14 protein-coding genes are annotated in these 17,870 nt (G+C 60.2%); 2 read left to right on the top strand and 12 right to left on the bottom strand.

From position 1 onward, the window contains the following. The first annotated feature begins 134 nt into the window (after positions 1–134). Both ACYZT7_RS03620 and ACYZT7_RS03615 read left to right on the top strand, forming a co-directional pair. Positions 135–1,145 carry an iron ABC transporter substrate-binding protein gene (locus tag ACYZT7_RS03620; RefSeq protein ID WP_462039980.1) on the top strand — a complete coding sequence of 337 codons (1,011 nt, stop codon included), beginning with the start codon at positions 135–137 and terminating at the stop codon, positions 1,143–1,145. Next, positions 1,145–2,710: an ABC transporter permease gene (locus ACYZT7_RS03615; protein WP_462039979.1), complete on the top strand. Its 1,566-nt coding sequence runs from the start codon at positions 1,145–1,147 to the stop codon at positions 2,708–2,710. The genes ACYZT7_RS03620 and ACYZT7_RS03615 overlap by 1 nt, the downstream gene beginning before the upstream one ends. 121 nt (positions 2,711–2,831) lie before the next feature. Here the strand turns inward: ACYZT7_RS03615 and ACYZT7_RS03610 are convergent, their stop codons facing one another. The 12 genes from ACYZT7_RS03610 to ACYZT7_RS03555 form a co-directional block, all read right to left on the bottom strand. Continuing rightward, complete coding sequence (locus ACYZT7_RS03610; protein ID WP_462039978.1) at positions 2,832–4,766, bottom strand: methyl-accepting chemotaxis protein; 1,935 nt, start codon at positions 4,764–4,766, stop codon at positions 2,832–2,834. Positions 4,767–4,905: 139 nt separating this feature from the next. Then, positions 4,906–6,198 carry an adenylosuccinate synthase gene (locus ACYZT7_RS03605; RefSeq protein ID WP_149630033.1) on the bottom strand — a complete coding sequence of 431 codons (1,293 nt, stop codon included), beginning with the start codon at positions 6,196–6,198 and terminating at the stop codon, positions 4,906–4,908. A gap of 54 nt (positions 6,199–6,252) precedes the next feature. Continuing rightward, positions 6,253–7,440, bottom strand: coding sequence for an ATP phosphoribosyltransferase regulatory subunit (locus tag ACYZT7_RS03600; RefSeq protein WP_282376695.1), 1,188 nt, complete (start codon positions 7,438–7,440; stop codon positions 6,253–6,255). A gap of 318 nt (positions 7,441–7,758) precedes the next feature. Beyond that, positions 7,759–8,628 (bottom strand): protease modulator HflC, encoded by an 870-nt coding sequence (gene hflC, locus ACYZT7_RS03595; protein ID WP_309675164.1) that lies wholly within the window; start codon positions 8,626–8,628, stop codon positions 7,759–7,761. Beyond that, on the bottom strand, positions 8,628–9,800 hold the full coding sequence (gene hflK, locus ACYZT7_RS03590) for an FtsH protease activity modulator HflK (RefSeq protein WP_462039977.1): 1,173 nt from the start codon (positions 9,798–9,800) through the stop codon (positions 8,628–8,630). Before hflK ends, hflC begins: the two co-directional genes overlap by 1 nt. A 96-nt stretch (positions 9,801–9,896) precedes the next feature. After that, entirely contained in the window at positions 9,897–11,198 is a 1,302-nt protein-coding gene (gene hflX, locus ACYZT7_RS03585) for a ribosome rescue GTPase HflX (RefSeq protein ID WP_282376694.1), read from the bottom strand. Positions 11,199–11,210: 12 nt separating this feature from the next. After that, positions 11,211–11,471 carry an RNA chaperone Hfq gene (gene hfq / locus ACYZT7_RS03580; RefSeq protein ID WP_007902656.1) on the bottom strand — a complete coding sequence of 87 codons (261 nt, stop codon included), beginning with the start codon at positions 11,469–11,471 and terminating at the stop codon, positions 11,211–11,213. Positions 11,472–11,565: 94 nt separating this feature from the next. Then, the gene (gene miaA, locus ACYZT7_RS03575) at positions 11,566–12,537 is read right to left on the bottom strand and encodes a tRNA (adenosine(37)-N6)-dimethylallyltransferase MiaA (RefSeq protein ID WP_462039976.1); all 972 of its coding nucleotides are present in this window, start codon (positions 12,535–12,537) and stop codon (positions 11,566–11,568) included. Beyond that, on the bottom strand, positions 12,537–14,447 hold the full coding sequence (gene mutL, locus ACYZT7_RS03570) for a DNA mismatch repair endonuclease MutL (protein WP_462039975.1): 1,911 nt from the start codon (positions 14,445–14,447) through the stop codon (positions 12,537–12,539). Before mutL ends, miaA begins: the two co-directional genes overlap by 1 nt. Then, on the bottom strand, positions 14,444–15,871 hold the full coding sequence (locus ACYZT7_RS03565) for an N-acetylmuramoyl-L-alanine amidase (protein WP_462039974.1): 1,428 nt from the start codon (positions 15,869–15,871) through the stop codon (positions 14,444–14,446). Before ACYZT7_RS03565 ends, mutL begins: the two co-directional genes overlap by 4 nt. Continuing rightward, positions 15,872–16,342 carry a tRNA (adenosine(37)-N6)-threonylcarbamoyltransferase complex ATPase subunit type 1 TsaE gene (gene tsaE, locus ACYZT7_RS03560; protein ID WP_084319345.1) on the bottom strand — a complete coding sequence of 157 codons (471 nt, stop codon included), beginning with the start codon at positions 16,340–16,342 and terminating at the stop codon, positions 15,872–15,874. Continuing rightward, positions 16,330–17,829 (bottom strand): NAD(P)H-hydrate dehydratase, encoded by a 1,500-nt coding sequence (locus ACYZT7_RS03555; RefSeq protein ID WP_462039973.1) that lies wholly within the window; start codon positions 17,827–17,829, stop codon positions 16,330–16,332. Before ACYZT7_RS03555 ends, tsaE begins: the two co-directional genes overlap by 13 nt. Positions 17,830–17,870 lie beyond the last annotated feature (41 nt).

Here is a 17,870-nt window from a genome sequence, read left to right as displayed (position 1 = left end):
GCGTTTCCGGGGTTTGAAAAGTTTATCCAAAACGCTCTAGCAAAACCTTCTCCGGCCCGCTACGCGCACTTGAGAAACAATATCGTTTATCATTGTTTCAAGTTTTTGCAATGCGACAGTGAGGAACCCTGCGAATGATGTTTCGAAATACCCTGCGCCGCGGCCTGACCTTCACCCTGCTCGGTCTGGCACTCGCTACTCCCCTCACCCAGGCCGCCGATGCCGTTTCCCTGACACTCTATAACGGTCAACACAAGGAAGTCGGCGACGCCATTGCCAAAGCCTTCGAAGCCAAGACCGGCATTCACGTCAATGTCCGTAAAGGCAGCAGCAACCAGCTCGCCAGCCAGGTCGTCGAAGAAGGTGATCGCTCCCCCGCCGACGTGATTTATACCGAAGAGTCGCCCCCACTGAACAAACTCGGCGAACAAGGCCTTCTGGCCGAGACCGATGCCGCCACCCTCGCCGTTCTGCCAAAAGACTATGTCGCTGGCAATGGCACCTGGATCGGCATCACCGCGCGAGTCCGCGTCGTCGCCTACAACCCCAAACTGATTGACGAGAAGGATCTACCGAAGTCGGTGATGGAGTTCTCCGACCCTAAATGGCAAGGCAAGGTCGGCTTCGTGCCTACCAGCGGCGCGTTCCAGGAACAGGCCGTGGCAATCATCAAAGTGCATGGCATGGACGCTGCTGAAGAATGGCTGACCGGCCTACGCGCATTCGGCAAGACTTACAGCAACAACATGGTTGCGCTGAAGGCGGTGGAAAACGGCGAAGTCGCCACCGTGCTGGTGAACAACTATTACTGGTTCGCTTTGCAGCGTGAGAAAGGCCAGCTCGATTCTAAACTGCATTACTTCACCGGCGGCGACGTCGGCGGGCTGATCACCGTTTCCAGTGCGGCGGTGCTGAAATCCAGCAAGCACCCAAAAGAAGCCCAACAATTCCTCGCCTACATGGCCAGCGAAGAAGGTCAGCGCGTGATCACCCAGACCACCGCCGAGTACCCGCTGCACAAAGGCATGGAATCGGATCGCGGACTCAAGCCGTTCAGCGAGCTTGAGGCACCGAAGGTCACGCCAGCCGATCTTGGCAATGCCGAACAAGCCCTGGACCTGGAACGTGACGTTGGCTTGAACTGATGAGCGCATCGTTATCCGCCCCCGTCTCGCGCGGGGGTTACGTGCCGCGGCGCAAACGACCGTCGATCTGGTTGTTGCTCCCGGTTTTACTGCTGGTAGTGCTCAGCCTCTTGCCGCTGATGTATGTCGGGCTCAAAACCTGGCAGGCCGGTTGGGCCCAGGCACTGCACCTGCTTTGGCGGCCTTATGTGTTCGGGCTGCTGCGCAATACCTTGGCATTGATGGTCGGTGTGACGCTGGCCTGCGGCGTGATCGGTCTGTCGCTGGCGTGGCTACTGGAACGTAGCAATCTGCCGGGGCGACGCTTGTGGGGCGTAATTCTGTGCCTGCCGTTCGCGGTGCCGGCATTTGTCAGCAGTTTTACCTGGGTCTCGTTGAGCGCTCACTTCGAAGGGCTCGGCGGGGCAATCCTGGTGATGACCCTCTCCAAGTACCCGCTGATATTTCTGCCGGTCGCGGCAACCCTGCGCAATCTTGATCCCTCTCTCGAGGAGTCCGCACGAACCCTTGGGCAGAATCGCTGGGGCGTGTTCTTCAGGATCACCCTGCCGTTGCTCTGGCCTTCGTTGCTGGCCGGTTCGCTGCTGATCGCCCTGCACATGCTGGTGGAGTTCGGAGCACTGTCGATCATCGGCCTGCAGACCTTCACGACCGCGATCTATCAACAGTTCGAGCTCGAATTCAGTAACGCCAACGCAGCAATGCTTTCGGCCGTATTGCTGGCGCTGTGCCTGGTGCTGCTTTGGCTTGAGCTGCGGGTGCGCGGCAAGGGCCGGCACGTGCGCACCGGTCAAGGCGCGGCGCGGCGTGCGGAGCAGGTTCGCCTGGGACCGTGGTCGGCGGTTGGGCAGGTTTATTGTCTGGCACTGGCGATCATCGGCAGCGGCATTCCGCTGGGCATGCTGGTGTACTGGCTAGCCGTAGGTTCCTCGGCCGCATTCCCCGTAGCGGCGATCAGCGAAGCGCTGCTGTCATCACTGGCACTCTCCCTCGGTGGTGCAGCACTGTGCCTGGTGCTGGCTGTGCCGGTTGGGCTGTTGGTGGTGCGCCATAAGGGTCAACTGGCAATCTGGGCCGAGCGCCTGCCGTATCTGCTGCATGCACTGCCTGGACTGGTGATCGCACTGACACTTGTGTATTTCGCCCTGCACTATGTGCCGGTGCTGTATCAGACCTCGGCGTTGTTGCTGATCGCTTATGCGCTGCTGTTTCTGCCGTTGGCTCAGGCGCCGATTCGCACGGCACTGAACAAGGCTGCGCCGCAACTGGAAGAGGCGGCACGCACGCTGGGGGCGTCGTCCTTCAGTGCGTTTTGCCGGGTGACGTTGCCGATCATCTTTCCAGCACTCGGTGCAGCGTTTGCGCTGGTGTTTCTGGATGCGATGAAGGAACTGACGGCGACGTTGCTGCTGAGTCCTACCGGACTCAATACGCTGGCGACGGAAGTCTGGGCGCATACCGCGAATGTGGAGTTTGCGGCGGCGGCGCCTTATGCGGCGCTGTTGATATTGGTGTCGGGGTTGCCGGTCTATTTGCTTACGACTCGGATGTATCTGAGCCGCTGAGATCGCCATCGCGAGCAAGCTCGCTCCCACAGTGATTGTGGGTGGACACAAAATTTTGTGAACACCTCAAATCCAATGTGGGAGCGAGCTTGCTCGCGATGGGGCCAGACCAGACAACCCATCAGGCCCGGAACTGCCCCAGGCTGGCCTTCAACTGCGCCGCCAACCCATCCAGCACCTTGCCGCTGGCCGTGGTTGCCACCACCGCTTGAGCCGCTTGCTCAGCCTGCGCATGAATGGTCTCAACCCGACCACGCACCGCCTGCGCGCCTTGTGCCTGATGCGCCGCGGCCTGCGTTGCCAAACCAATCGCCGCATGCACCTGCTCGACCGACGCCTGCACCGACTGCTGCAACCGCGCACTGTCACGCAACACCAGCAACCCTTCGTTGGCCTGACGCCCGGCCTGACCGATCGCCGCCACCGCCTCACGCGCACCTTGCTGCAAGGCAACGATGTGCGCCTGAATGTCGCCGGTGGAGCTCTGTGTCTTGCTCGCCAGTGCTCGCACCTCGTCCGCTACCACGGCAAACCCGCGGCCGGTCTCGCCAGCGCGTGCCGCTTCGATGGCCGCGTTCAGCGCCAGCAGGTTGGTTTGCTCGGCGATCCCGTGAATCACCGTCAGCACCACTTCAATCTGCTCACTCTGCTGCGCCAGCCGCTCGATGACTTTCGCCCCGGTATCGACCTGCCCGGCCAACGCCTCGATCAGACTGCCGACTTTCGCCGAGGTCCGAGTGTTTTCATCCGTTGCCGAACGAATATCCACCACTTGCTGCAAGGCTGCCTGCATGGCATGACTTTCAGACTGGGCTTCGTCAGCCATCTGCGACAAAGCACGCAGGCTCTCGGCCACTTCATCGCGCTGCATGCCCGCCGCTTTATCGGCCCCGGCATTGCGTAAAGTCATGGCGCCGATTTCCACGCCAGTGCGTTGAGCCACATCGCCCGCTTCGCGCACGATCGGCTGCAACTTATCCACAAAGCGATTGACCGCCGAGGCCATGTCGCCGATTTCGTCCTTGCTGTTGATCTGCACGCGCTTGGTCAGGTCGCCCTCGCCCGCCGCCAGGTCGTCCATGGCAGCGATGAGCATTTTCAAGCGGTTGACCACACGACGACCCAGCACCACGGCCAGCAACAGCAACACGCCAAAACCCACGACCGCCAGGCCCATGCCGATGCGCCAGCGCAAGGTCGCCGCGGCTTCCTGCACAGTGCTGGTGGTGTTGTCTTTCATTTCAGATGCCGTGGACTGAGCAGACGTCAGACGCGCACGCATCGCCGTGGCGCTGTCAGCCGCCGCGCCCTTGAGGCTGTCGCCGACCAGTTGATCACTGCTGGCGATCAGCGCCGAGAAGCGCTTGTCCAGGTCCGCCAGATCGGTTTCCACCGAGGCGGTGGAGACGCCCATCAAGACCTTGCCGATTTCCACCCCGTTGGGGTTGATCGAGGCTTCGAGGTAATAGACCGATGGATCGCTCTTCGCCGCATCCAGCACCTTGTCCAGGGCACGCTCGCCTTGGCCTTTCTCCAGAAGCGCCTTGTTGATCGGGTTCTCCCGGTTCAGGTAGCGCGTCAGGTGCTGCCCCGTGGCGTCGTCGTAGACCACGAACAACACGTTGGGATTACGCTGGGCCCGGCGGGCGAATTCGGACAGGGTTGGAACGTCGCTGTCCCACATGGCGCGGGGTGCGACCGAGGCCAGAAGCTGCGCCATATCATTGGCGGAGTCCTTCAGATCCTTTTCCAGCGTCGCACGCAGTTGTGCCTGCTCGTCCTTCAATCGCGAGGACAAACCGGCCGTAAGGCGTTGACGAGTACTGGTGGAGAGGCTGTCGAGGCTCGACGTGACTTCACGCCCCGCTTGCTCCAACTCACCAGAGAGCTTTTGACTGTCGGCACCCAGGCGCACACCCAAATCGGCTTCGAGTGCGGTCACTGTGCTCCGAGTCAGGGCAACAGCCACCAGCACCTGCACCAAAAGCGCGATACCAAGGGTAACGAACACAGGCCGCAATAGACGGCTTTGTAACAGTGAGAGAACGGCCGACACAGGAAATCCCTCTGCTTTGACGCCATTAAATTGATGGCTCATCAAGAAGCGATAATCACAGCAAGGGTCGTGCCGTCCGAAAGACTTAAACGACAAAGGCCCCAATCAAGGGGCCTTTGTGTTTTACATCAACGACTTATTAAGCGAACGGGTGACGCAGAACGATGGTTTCGTTGCGGTCCGGGCCCGTCGAAATAATGTCAATCGGTGCACCGACCAACTCTTCGACGCGTTTGATGTAGTTGCGAGCAGCTTGCGGCAACTCTTCCAGGGTCTTGGCACCGACGGTGGATTCGGTCCAGCCTGGCATCTCTTCGTACACCGGCTCCAGGCCGATGTAGCTGTCGGCGTCAGTCGGTGCGTCGATCACTGCACCATCCTGGTTCTTGTAGCCAACACAGATGTTGATGGTTTCCAGACCGTCCAGCACGTCCAGCTTGGTCAGGCACAGGCCCGAGATGCTGTTGACGTCGATAGCGCGACGCAGGATGACGGCATCGAACCAGCCGCAACGACGGGCACGACCAGTGGTAGCGCCGAACTCGTGGCCACGCTTGGCCAGGAAAGCACCCACGTCATCAAACAGCTCAGTCGGGAATGGACCCGAACCCACGCGAGTGGTGTAGGCCTTGGTGATACCGAGGATGTAATCCAGGTACATCGGACCAAAACCCGAACCGGTGGCGATGCCGCCCGCAGTGGTGTTGGAGCTCGTGACGTATGGGTAGGTACCGTGGTCGATGTCCAGCAGGGAGCCTTGGGCGCCTTCGAACATGATGTCTTTGCCAGCACGACGCAGCTCGTGCAGCTCAGCGGTGACGTCGAGCATCATCGGCTTGAGCAGCTCGGCGTATTCCATGCACTCGTCGAGCGTCTTCTGGAAGTCGATTGCGGGTTCTTTGTAGTAATTGACCAGTACGAAGTTGTGGTAATCCAGCAACTCGCCCAGCTTGGCGGCGAAGCGCTCACGGTGGAACAGGTCACCGATGCGCAGACCGCGACGTGCAACCTTGTCTTCGTACGCCGGGCCGATACCGCGACCGGTCGTACCGATCTTCAGCTCGCCACGGGCCTTTTCACGAGCCTGGTCCAGCGCTACGTGATAGGACAGGATCAGCGGGCAGGAAGGGCTGATACGCAGGCGCTCGCGCACCGGTACGCCTTTCTCTTCCAGCTTGATGATTTCCCGCAGCAGAGCGTCGGGTGCAACCACCACGCCGTTGCCGATCAGGCACTGCACGCCTGCGCGCAGCACGCCCGACGGGATCAGGTGCAAGACGGTTTTTTCGCCGTCGATCACCAGGGTGTGACCAGCGTTGTGACCACCTTGGTAGCGCACTACGGCGGCAGCATGTTCGGTCAGCAGATCAACGATCTTGCCTTTGCCCTCATCACCCCATTGGGTGCCCAGGACTACGACATTCTTACCCATAACACTTGTCCTCATTCGCGCAAACTTGGTGCCGGCCGCGGCCGGCAGGAAAACTCAAGAAGCCAGTGGCGATACTTGCCAAAGCCCGTTCTGCTGAATCAATTGCCGGTCGCAGTCCGCTTCACGGGCGGCGGCCAAAGGTTGCCCAGGCAATGCCTGAACGACACGCTGACCCTCACTGCGCAACTGGCAAACCTGCTGCCAGAGTGCCGCATCCGTACTGTCCGGCATCCAGATACCGCCAGACGGTAACTCGATCTCAGCACGCCCCAGGGTCACCAGGGTTTTCAAATCGGTAGAGAAGCCGGTTGCCGGACGAGCGCGACCGAAGTCGGCGCCGATGTCGTCGTAACGACCGCCCTGAGCAATGGACTGGCCAACACCGGGCACGAACACCGCGAACACCACACCCGTGTGGTAGTGGTAGCCGCGCAACTCGCCCAGGTCAAAGTACAGCGGTAATTCCGGGAAACGCGTGGACAGACGCTCGGCAATCGCCAGCAGGTCGTCCAGAGCTGCCAGAACTGGCGCCGGCGCATTCGCCAGACGCTCGCGGGCAGCGTTCAATACTTCACGGCCGCCACACAGGTCGACCAACGCCCGCAACATGCCCGACAGATCGGCAGGCAAGCCTTCGGTCAAGGTAATGACCTCGTCGATGGCTTTACGTTGCAACGCGTCGAACAACTGTTGTTCAACTTCACCGGACAAACCGGCGGCGCGAGCCAGGCCGCGGTAGATGCCGACATGACCGAGGTCCATGTGCACATCCGGCACATCGGCCAGTTGCAGCATAGCCAGCATCAGGCTGATCACCTCCACGTCGCTGCTCGGACTGGCATCGCCGTACAACTCGGCGCCCAGCTGGATCGGGCTGCGCGAGGACGACAAGGCGCGCGGCTGAGCGTGCAGCACGCTACCGGCATAGCACAGGCGACTCGGACCTTCGCGACGCAAGGTATGCGCATCGATGCGCGCCACTTGCGGCGTGATGTCGGCACGGAAACCCATCTGCCGGCCCGATTGCGGGTCGATGACCTTGAAGGTACGCAGATCGAGGTCCTGGCCCGCGCCGGTCAGCAGGGATTCCAGGTACTCGATATGGGGAGTCACGACAAACTCGTAACCCCAACTCTGGAACAGATCCAACACCTGACGGCGCGCTACTTCGATACGCGCCGCCTCTGGTGGCAGTACTTCTTCGATGCCATCTGGCAGCAGCCAGCGGTCTACCGTTGCCATTACGCCATTCCCCTATGATCCGGGCGGCAAGCCTTTGGGCGAGCCTTGAGTGAAGCAGAAAATGATCGGCTCATGCGCACAAACCACGCGCATGAACAACGGGGCGAAAAGCCTGAAATCAGCTTCGCCAACCACTTTCCTCGAAAAACCTGTCGAGTCATTCAACTCGATGTCTTGCAATAAAAACCGCAATCAAACGTGCAGACGCAAAAAAGCCGGGAATTTCCCGGCTGCCGCATCATACACACGTTTTCCCAAAGGATCACCCCGCCCGAGGTTTTAGCCGCCAGGCGGGGGATGATTCAGGTCAACGTCGTATCAAGGCTTGGCTTTTTCCAGGTAACGGAAGAAGTCGCTGCTTGGGTCCAGGACCATGACGTCGGATTTGTTCGCGAAGCTTTCACGGTAGGCACGCAGGCTACGATAGAAACCGTAGAACTCCTGATCCTGGCCGTAGGCCTTGGAGTAGATCGCAGCAGCCTGGGCATCACCGTCACCGCGAACCTCTTCGGATTCACGATAAGCTTCAGCCAGCAGCACACGGCGTTGACGATCGGCATCGGCACGAATGCCTTCTGACAGCTCGTTACCCTTGGCGCGATGCTCGCGAGCTTCACGCTCACGCTCGGAACTCATGCGCTCGAACACGCTGCGGTTCACTTCTTTCGGCAGATCGATGGCCTTGACCCGAACATCGACAACTTCAATGCCCAGCTCTTTTTCCGCCATCTTGTTCAGCGAAGCGGTGATATCGGTCATCAACGCATCGCGCTCACCGGAAACCACTTCGTGCAGCGTGCGCTTACCGAACTGGTCACGCAGGCCCGATTCCAGACGACGGGAAAGACGCTCGTCAGCAATCTGCTTGAGGCCGGACGTCGCGGTGTAGAAGCGCTCGGCATCTTTCACGCGCCACTTGGCGTAGGCATCAACCATCACGGCTTTCTTTTCCAGCGTCAGGAAGCGTTGCGTCGGTGCATCCAGCGTCATCAGGCGTGCGTCGAATTTGCGCACCTGGTTAACGTAAGGCACTTTCACATGCAGGCCCGGCTGAACATCGGCCTGAACCACACGACCAAATTGCAGCAGCACCGCACGCTCGGTCTGAGCCACGATGTAGAAGCAGTTCCAGGCTGCGATCGCCACGACGACGACGACAATAAGGGTGATCAGCGATTTATTGCTCATCAGCGACTCTCCCTGGTACGTGCTGGCTGTTGCTGCAGATCGGCTGCCGCACGCGCGCTCGCTTCATTGCTGGTGGCTGCCGCGCCGGTCACAGAAGTGCCGGTGCTACGGCCACTCTCGACCATTTTGTCCAGCGGCAAGTACAGTAGATTGCTCTGGCCATTCTTGTTGCCGGTCACGAGAACCTTGCTGGTATTGCTGAAGACTTCCTGCATGGTGTCCAGGTACAGACGCTCGCGGGTGACTTCGGGTGCCTTGCGGTACTCGGCGACCAGCTTGGTGAAGCGATCGGCCTCACCCTTGGCGCGCGAGACGGTTTCGTCACGGTAACCATTGGCATCTTCGATGATGCGCTGGGCCTGACCACGGGCTTCCGGCACGACGCCGTTGGCATAGGTTTCAGCCTGGTTGCGCGAACGCTGCTCGTCTTCACGGGCGCGGATCACGTCATCGAAGGCTTCCTGCACTTCACGCGGTGCCGCTGCGCTCTGTACGTTGACCTGAGTGACGGTGATACCGGTGCGATAGGTATCCATGAAGCGTTGCAGACGCTCCTTGATTTCGCTGGCCATCAATTCACGACCTTCGGTCAGCACCTGATCCATCGCGGTGGAACCCACCACATGGCGCAAGGCACTTTCGGTCGCGTGCTGCAGGCTGATTTCCGGCTGGTCGACGCTCAGCACGAAGTCCTGCAGATTGCTGATCTTGTACTGCACGGTCAGCGGCACTTCGACGATGTTCTCGTCTTCAGTCAGCATTTGACCCTGCTTGGTATAGGCACGCTCACGCGTGACGTTTTCCAGGTACTTGCGATCAAGCGGCGGGAAATAGATGTTCAGGCCCGGGCCGACGGTTTCGTAGTACTTGCCGAAGCGCAGCACCACGGCTTGCTCCTGCTCGTCGACGACATAGACCGCGCTGTACAGCCAAACGGCCGCCAACACGACCAGGCCGATGCCGAGCAGACCGCCAAAGCCGCCACTCTTGCCCGAACCACCGCCGTCATCACCGCGTTTTCTACCACCACCGAACAACCCATTCAGGCTTTCCTGCAGCTTTCGGAAGGCCTCGTCGAGATCCGGTGGTCCCTTGCGGTCGCCGTTATTGCGGCGCTTGCCACCCCAAGGATCCTGATTATTCGAGTTGCCACCCGGCTCATTCCAAGCCATAGCGCTCTCCATCTGATAAAGCAAAGACGCACCCACGGCGCGCCGACCAATGCTACAGAATGCCTGTCACCGCGGCACAACCGCTTTCTCAGGCTTTTATTGCAAAGTGTGTTGTTCGATGAAATCCATCGGCTGCAATCCTTCGCGGCTCACCAGTCGATTCAACTCGATCCGTGGCAAACGAACGGCCAGCAGGCAGATGCCTTCTTCGTCGTGTTCTTCTTTCTGTACCGCACCGAGTTCGAAAAACTGCGCACGCAGTCGAGCAAAACGTTGCGGCAAGCGCAAGGTGCCAACAAACAAATCATCCCCGAGCAGCTCGGCCACCGCCTGTTTGAGCAGATCCAGACCTGTACCGTCCTTGGCCGACAACCAGACCCGCAGTGGCTTGCCATCGGCATCGCGCTGGATCTGCGGCTCTACACCCTCGAGCAAATCGAGTTTGTTGTATACCTCAAGGATCGGCAAGTCTTGAGCCCCGATCTCCCCGAGCACCACCATGACCTGTTCAATCTGGGCCATACGCTCCGGTTCATGGGCGTCGATCACGTGCAACAGCAGGTCGGAGTTGCTCGATTCTTCGAGCGTAGCCCGAAATGCCTCGACCAGTTTGTGCGGCAGGTGGCGAATGAAACCCACGGTGTCGGCCAGCACGATCGGCCCGAGGTCATCGAGTTCGAGTCGGCGCAGGGTCGGGTCGAGGGTGGCGAAGAGTTGGTCAGCCGCGAAGACGTCGGAGTCGGTCACCGAGTTGAACAGCGTCGATTTGCCGGCGTTGGTATAACCCACCAGTGAAACCGTCGGAATGTCAGCCCGTTTGCGCCCGCGACGAGACTGCTCGCGCTGGCTGCGAACCTTTTCCAGGCGCCCTTTGATCTGCCGCAGGCGAACCCGCAACAGGCGCCGGTCGGTTTCCAGCTGGGTTTCACCCGGACCGCGCAGACCGATACCGCCCTTCTGCCGCTCAAGGTGAGTCCAGCCACGAACCAGCCGCGTACTCATGTGCTCAAGCTGGGCCAGTTCGACCTGGAGCTTGCCTTCATGGGTGCGGGCGCGTTGGGCGAAGATATCGAGAATCAGACCCGTGCGGTCAATCACGCGACACTCGAAAACACGTTCGAGGTTACGCTCCTGACTGGGCGTGAGGATGTGATTGAAAATCACTAGATCTACCTGCTCGGCTTTGACCAGGTCACGTAACTCTTCGACCTTGCCGCTGCCAATCAGGTATTTGGCGGTTGGCCGATGACGCGGCACGTTGAGAAACGCGACGGTCTCGGCACCAGCCGAAATTGCCAACTCCTGAAACTCCTGCGGATCTTCGCGCGCCTCAGGGTCCTGACCATCCAAATGAACGAGAATTGCCCGCTCACCACCACCGTGGCGCTCAAAGAACAAAGGAGACTCCTATCAGGCGTTACCTGGCTCAGCGTCACCTGCTTCGGATTCGGTTGCGCTAGGCAGACGAATTGGACGAACCGGCACCACTGTAGAGATAGCGTGTTTGTAAACCATCTGGCTGACGGTGTTTTTCAGCAGGATAACGAACTGGTCGAAAGACTCGATCGTGCCTTGCAGTTTGATCCCGTTGACCAGGTAGATGGAAACCCCCACTTTCTCTTTACGTAAAGTATTCAAGTAAGGGTCTTGTAGCGAATGCCCTTTTGACATGTGCCGCACTCCTTTAAGGATTCAATATAAAAAATAGGTAAACAGATGGCTTGTGGCCGTCAGACCCCCAAGGATAGACGGCAATTGCAAGGACTCAGCTCAATATGGAGATGGTCCCCAGGTATTTCAAGGCGCGCGGCAGATTGTCGCAATCCAGGCTGTCCAACCAGTGTAAATCAGCCCAACTGCGCAGCCAGGTGAACTGGCGCTTTGCCAATTGGCGCGTGGCAATGATTCCACGCTCCTGCATCTCGGCTTGCGTCAGCTTGCCATCCAGGTAGTCCCAGACTTGTCGGTAGCCTACTGCACGTATAGACGGCAACCCGGCATGCAGGTCACTTCGCTTACGCAGGGCTACGACCTCGTCAATGAATCCCTGTTCCAACATTAAAGTGAATCTTTGTTTAATTCGCTCATGCAGTACCTGGCGATTTGCCGGAGCAATGGCCAAGTTCGCGACAGTATAGGGCAATTGTTGCAGTCCCGAAGCGGCTGCTTCAGTACTTTGCGCAGATTGTTGCAAGCGTAGCGCAGTCATGCTCTGACCGCTGACGCGATAAACTTCCAGTGCTCGACTGAGGCGCTGAGGATCGTTCGGATGTATACGCGCTGCAGATTCCGGATCGATCGCCGCCAATTGATCGTGCAGGGCTTGCCAGCCAAGGCGTGCAGCTTCTTCTTCAATCTGCGCGCGAACGTCCGGATCGGCCGCCGGCATGTCTGCCAGACCTTCCACCAAAGCCTTGTAATAGAGCATTGTGCCGCCCACCAGCAGCGGAATTTTTCCCCGCGCGGTGATCTCGGCCATGGCTTCAAGGGCGTCACGGCGGAAATCTGCGGCCGAATAACTCTCTGCCGGGTCAAGAATATCGATCAAACGGTGTGGAAATTCAGCCAAAAGCGCTTTGGAAGGCTTGGCGGTGCCGATGTCCATACCGCGGTAGACCAGCGCCGAATCGACACTGATCAGCTCGCAAGGCAAGACTTTAGTGAGTTCGATCGCCAGGTCGGTCTTGCCGGCGGCGGTCGGCCCCATCAGGAAAATTGCAGGAGGGAGCTGGTTCATCAACGACCGCGCAAGAACAGTTTGTCCAGATCGTCCAGGCCCAGTTGGGTCCAGGTCGGTCGGCCATGGTTGCATTGACCGCTGCGTTCGGTGTTTTCCATGTCGCGCAGCAGGCCGTTCATTTCCGGCAGGGCCAGACGCCGATTCGCACGAATCGCGCCGTGGCAGGCCATGGTGCCGAGCAGTTCGTTCAGGTGTGCCTGAATCCGGTCGCTGGTGCCATATTCCATCAGATCCGCCAAGACGTCGCTGACCAATCGATTGGCTTCAGCCTGCTTGAGCAGTGCAGGGATCTGCCGGATCGCCAGGGATTCCGGGCCCAGACGTTGCAACTCAAAGCCCAGGCGCTGGAACCACGCGACGTGTTCTTCGGCGCAATCGGCCTCACGCTGACTGACCGCCAGGGATTCCGGCACCAGCAGCGGCTGGCCGCTCAGGCCTTCGCTGGCCATGGCGATTTTCAGGCGCTCATACATGATCCGCTCGTGGGCGGCGTGCATGTCCACCAGCACCAGGCCTTGGGCGTTTTCCGAAAGAATGTAGATGCCTTTGAGCTGCGCCAGTGCATAACCCAGCGGCGGAATATCGTCCTGCCCGGCCGGAAGTGCGACAGCATTCGCTTCTGGCAACGGCGCAAAGAACTCACGGTAGGCCGCCTGAGCTTCAGCCGCAGGCACACCCGACTGAGGCCGCGGCGAGTACTGATATTGATAACCGGCGCCCGCGCCCGAGCCTGCCGGCGTATTGGACGACGGCAGGGCCTGAGGCTGTTCCAGCAACGCATTGGCCGCCAGACGCATTTCGCCCTGCGGACCGAACTCGCCAGCATCAATGCCGGTCGGTCGAACGATGGCCGTCGCCACCGGCGCGGCCAAATGATCTTCCGGCCGCACATCGCCCAAGGCGCGGTGCAGGGTGCCATAGAGGAAATCATGAACCATGCGCCCGTCACGGAAACGCACTTCGTGTTTGGTCGGGTGCACGTTGACGTCGACGCCCGCCGGATCGACCTCGAAAAACAGCACGAACGTCGGGTGCCGACCATTGAACAGCACGTCGCGATAGGCCTGGCGCACCGCGTGGGCCACCAGTTTGTCGCGCACCGCACGGCCATTCACAAAGAAATACTGCAAGTCCGCCTGACTGCGATTGAACGTCGGCAAGCCAACCCAACCCCACAAATGCAGACCATTACGCTCGATCTCGATCGGCAGCGCCTGCTCGAGGAAACCCGAACCGCAAATCGCCGCCACACGCCGGGCACGGGCTGCGTCGTCATGGGCTTCGTGCAGGCTGAGGATGGTTTTGCCGTTGTGACGCAAATGGAACGCCACGTCGAAACGTGCCAGGGCCAGACGCTTGATCACTTCTTGCAGGTGATCGAATTCGGTTTTTTCGGTCTTGAGGAATTTGCGCCGCGCCGGGGTATTGAAGAACAGGTCGCGCACTTCCACCGAAGTGCCCACCGGATGGGCTGCCGGCTGCACGCGAGGCGCCATGTCCCGGCCTTCGGTTTCTACCTGCCAGGCCTGATCGGCCTCTTTCGTGCGAGAGGTGAGGGTCAGACGGGCCACGGAACTGATCGAGGCGAGTGCCTCACCGCGAAACCCCAGGCTCATGACCTGCTCGAGGTCTTCCAGGTTGCGGATCTTGCTGGTGGCGTGCCGCGCCAAAGCCAGCGGCAAGTCATCGGCGGAAATGCCGCTGCCATCGTCGCGAACCCGCAGCAACTTGACGCCGCCCTGCTCCACATCGACATCGATGCGCTTGGCGCCGGAGTCGAGGCTGTTTTCCAGCAGCTCCTTGATCACCGAGGCCGGGCGTTCAACCACCTCACCGGCGGCAATCTGGTTCGCCAGTCGCGGGCTGAGCAGCTCGATGCGAGCCGTATTGATCAGCACCTGGTTCATTCTTTGGACGCCAGTTCTGTGCCGGGAATGGTCAGGGTCTGACCGATCTTCAGCTCGTCACTTTTCAGGTTGTTGGCGCTGCGCAGCGTGGCTGGCGACACCTGGTAACGCACGGCAATCATCGCCAGTGTTTCACCCGGGTTTACCCGATGGTCACGTGGACCTTGAACGATTTTTCCGGAATCACGCAGCCAGGCGATATAGGTGCCCGGTGGCGGGTTCTGCTGGAAGAACTGGCGCACGCCGCTGCTGATCGAACGCGCCAGCGCTTGCTGGTGGTTCGCTGCGGCAAGCTTGGAAGCCTCGTTGGCGTTGGAGATAAATCCGGTTTCCACCAGGATCGATGGAATATCCGGCGACTTCAGCACCATGAACCCGGCCTGTTCTACGCGCTGTTTGTGCAGCGGCGTGACGCGACCGATGTTGCTAAGAACCTTTTGGCCAACGTTAAGGCTGGACGTGAGGGATGCCGTCATCGACAGATCGAGCAGCACGCCCGCCAGCATGCGGTCCTTGTCGTCGAGGCTGACGTTGCCGGCACCGCCGATCAAGTCAGAACGGTTTTCACTGTCGGCCAGCCAACGGGCCGTTTCCGAGGTAGCACCGCGATCAGACAGGGCGAACACCGAGGCTCCGAAAGCAGCGGCCGAAGGCGCGGCGTCGGCGTGAATCGAAACGAACAGGTCAGCGCCCTTCTTGCGGGCGATTTCAGTCCGGCCGCGCAATGGGATGAAGTAGTCGCCGGTGCGGGTGAGTTCAGCGCGGAAGCCTTTCATGCCGTTGACCTGACGCTGCAGTTCGCGGGCAATGGCCAGCACCACGTCTTTTTCACGCTGACCGCGAGAGCCCGAGGCGCCCGGGTCTTCGCCGCCGTGACCGGCATCGATGACCACAATGATGTCGCGCTTGCCGGCCGGTGCTGGCGGCAGCTTCACCGCGGGCTCCACCGGCGTGACCGGCACCGGGGCGACCGTCGCGACGTTGGTCGGCGCTGGAATTGGCGCGGCGTCGGCGGCGTTATCGAACAAGTCGACCACCAGGCGATTGCCGTACTGGGCGTTTGGCGCCAAGGTAAAACTTTTCGGCGTGACGGCTTTTTTAAGGTCGATGACCACCCGCAGGTCGGTCGGCGTACGTTGAGCCGAGCGCATGGCGGTGATCGGAGTGTTTGAGGTGTTGACGTTCAGCGGCGCCCCAAGAGACGCGCCATTGATGTCGATGACCAGCCGATCGGGGGCGGTCAGGGTGAAGACGCTGTGCTGGACAGGCCCTGTCAGGTCGAACACCAATCGTGTGTTGTCCGGAGCCCGCCACAGGCGAACGCTGTTGACCTTTGTCTCGGCCACAGCGTCGACGGTCACCGCCAAAAACAACAATCCTACGGCAGCTACCATCGCGCGAAAGCGCATACCTGACCCCATCATTTAATTGGATTCCAATGCCAAAGCGGCACACCACGACTCGCCACGCGAGCCCTGGGACAAAATTTTCAGCGAACGCCCGCTGTCTTGCGGGCTAATGGTAATGGTCAGGTCGGGCTTTGGCAAAAAGCCTGCACCCTTTCGGGGCCATTCGATCAGGCACAAGGCGTCGTCTTCGAAGTAGTCGCGGATACCGAGGTATTCCAGCTCTTCAGGGTCGACCAAGCGATAGAGGTCGAAATGGAAGGCCCGGATGTCGCCAATCTCGTAGGGTTCGACCAAGGTGAACGTCGGACTTTTTACTGCCCCAACATGCCCCAGACCCCGGATGATGCCCCGCGACAGCGTGGTTTTCCCCGCCCCCAGATCCCCTTCCAGAAAAATCAGACCGTGCCCTTGAGTGGTTTTTGCGATGCGTTCGCCAAATGCGGTCATCGCCTCTTCATCAGCCAGGTACAGGGTTACTTCAGACACGGTGCTTGCTCCTCCAACAACTGACGAATGGCTGGAATCAGATCACTGGCCGCCAGCCCACGGCCCGTTTTACCTTCTTGCTCGCCGGCATTGGCGTGCAGCCAGACGGCCAGGCAGGCGGCGTCGAACGCCGCCATGCCTTGAGCCAGCAATGCGCCAACCAGACCGGCCAGCACATCACCCAAACCGGCGGTGGCCATGGCCGGATGCCCCTGATGACACAGCGCCAGGCGCCCATCGGGGCTGGCGACCAGGCTGCCGGCGCCTTTCAAAATCACTACAGCTGTGTATTTTTTGCTCAATGCGTGAGCGGCTGCAGGACGGTCAGCCTGCACCTCGGCAGTCGATATTCCCAGCAGCCGCGCCGCCTCGCCAGGATGCGGTGTGATCACGCAGTCCTTGGGCAAGCTCACACGTTCTTCAGCCAGCATATTTAACGCATCGGCGTCCCAGACTTGCGACAGCGGCGCATTGGCAGCCGCCGACAAAAGGCTGCGCCCCCAGCAAGCCTGACCTAAGCCTGGGCCGACAACCAGCACGGAAACTTTTTGAAGCAGTCCCATCAGCTGATTGGCCGACGAAGTGCCCAGCACCATGGCTTCGGGAATTCTCGCCAGAGCGGCCGAAACATGTTCGCTGCGAGTTGCGACGGACACCATCCCGGCACCGCTACGCAGCGCACTTTGCGCGCTCAGCAGGATGGCGCCGCCAAACCCGCGATCACCGCCGATTAGCAGGACGTGGCCGAATGTTCCTTTATGGGAGGTGGGAGGGCGAGCCGCCAGACGCGGCACGTTACCGGTCGTCAGGCGACGGGCAGTGGCGGCGACCCCGTTGAAAGACTCGGGGGAGGCTTGCAGATCATTGAAGACCCGTTCGCCAACCAGATCCGCAGCGTCTCCCGTGAAAAGACCCAACTTCAAACCAATGAAGGTTACGGTCAGATCAGCTCGAACGGCAGCACCGAGCATTCGGCCGGTGTCCGCGCACAACCCCGAAGGGATATCCACTGCCGCAACCGGCAACCCACTGGCATTGATCGCCGCGATCACGCTGGCGTAAGGCTCTCGCACCTCTCCCGTCAGACCGGTGCCGAGCAAGGCATCCAGCACGATACCGCGCAACTCCGAATGTGCGTTCCAGGCTTGAACCGCGACACCCTCGGACACGGCCTCGGCATGGGCCAATGCTGCGTCGCCTTGTAAACGCTGGGGATCACCCGCCGCCAACACCCGCACATGCCAGCCAGCACGCCGGGCCAGTACCGCCACCCGATAACCGTCGCCGGCGTTATTGCCGTGGCCGGCCACAACACTCAACTCATTTGCCGTCGGCCAATGACGGACCAGCGCGCGCCAGGTCGCCCGCGCCGCGCGCTGCATCAATTCGAAGCCCGTTGTACCGGCCGCGATCAGGCTCGCATCGAGGGCTCGGACTTGCGCAGCGCTGTACAGCGCGTCGGGTAAATCATCTTTAGTCTGCGGCATGCGTCTTCGGGCTCCGATGTCTGGCAGAATTATACGCACCT

The organism is Pseudomonas sp. RT4P38, from assembly GCF_054897765.1.
This window is presented reverse-complemented; position numbering and strand designations above follow the sequence as displayed.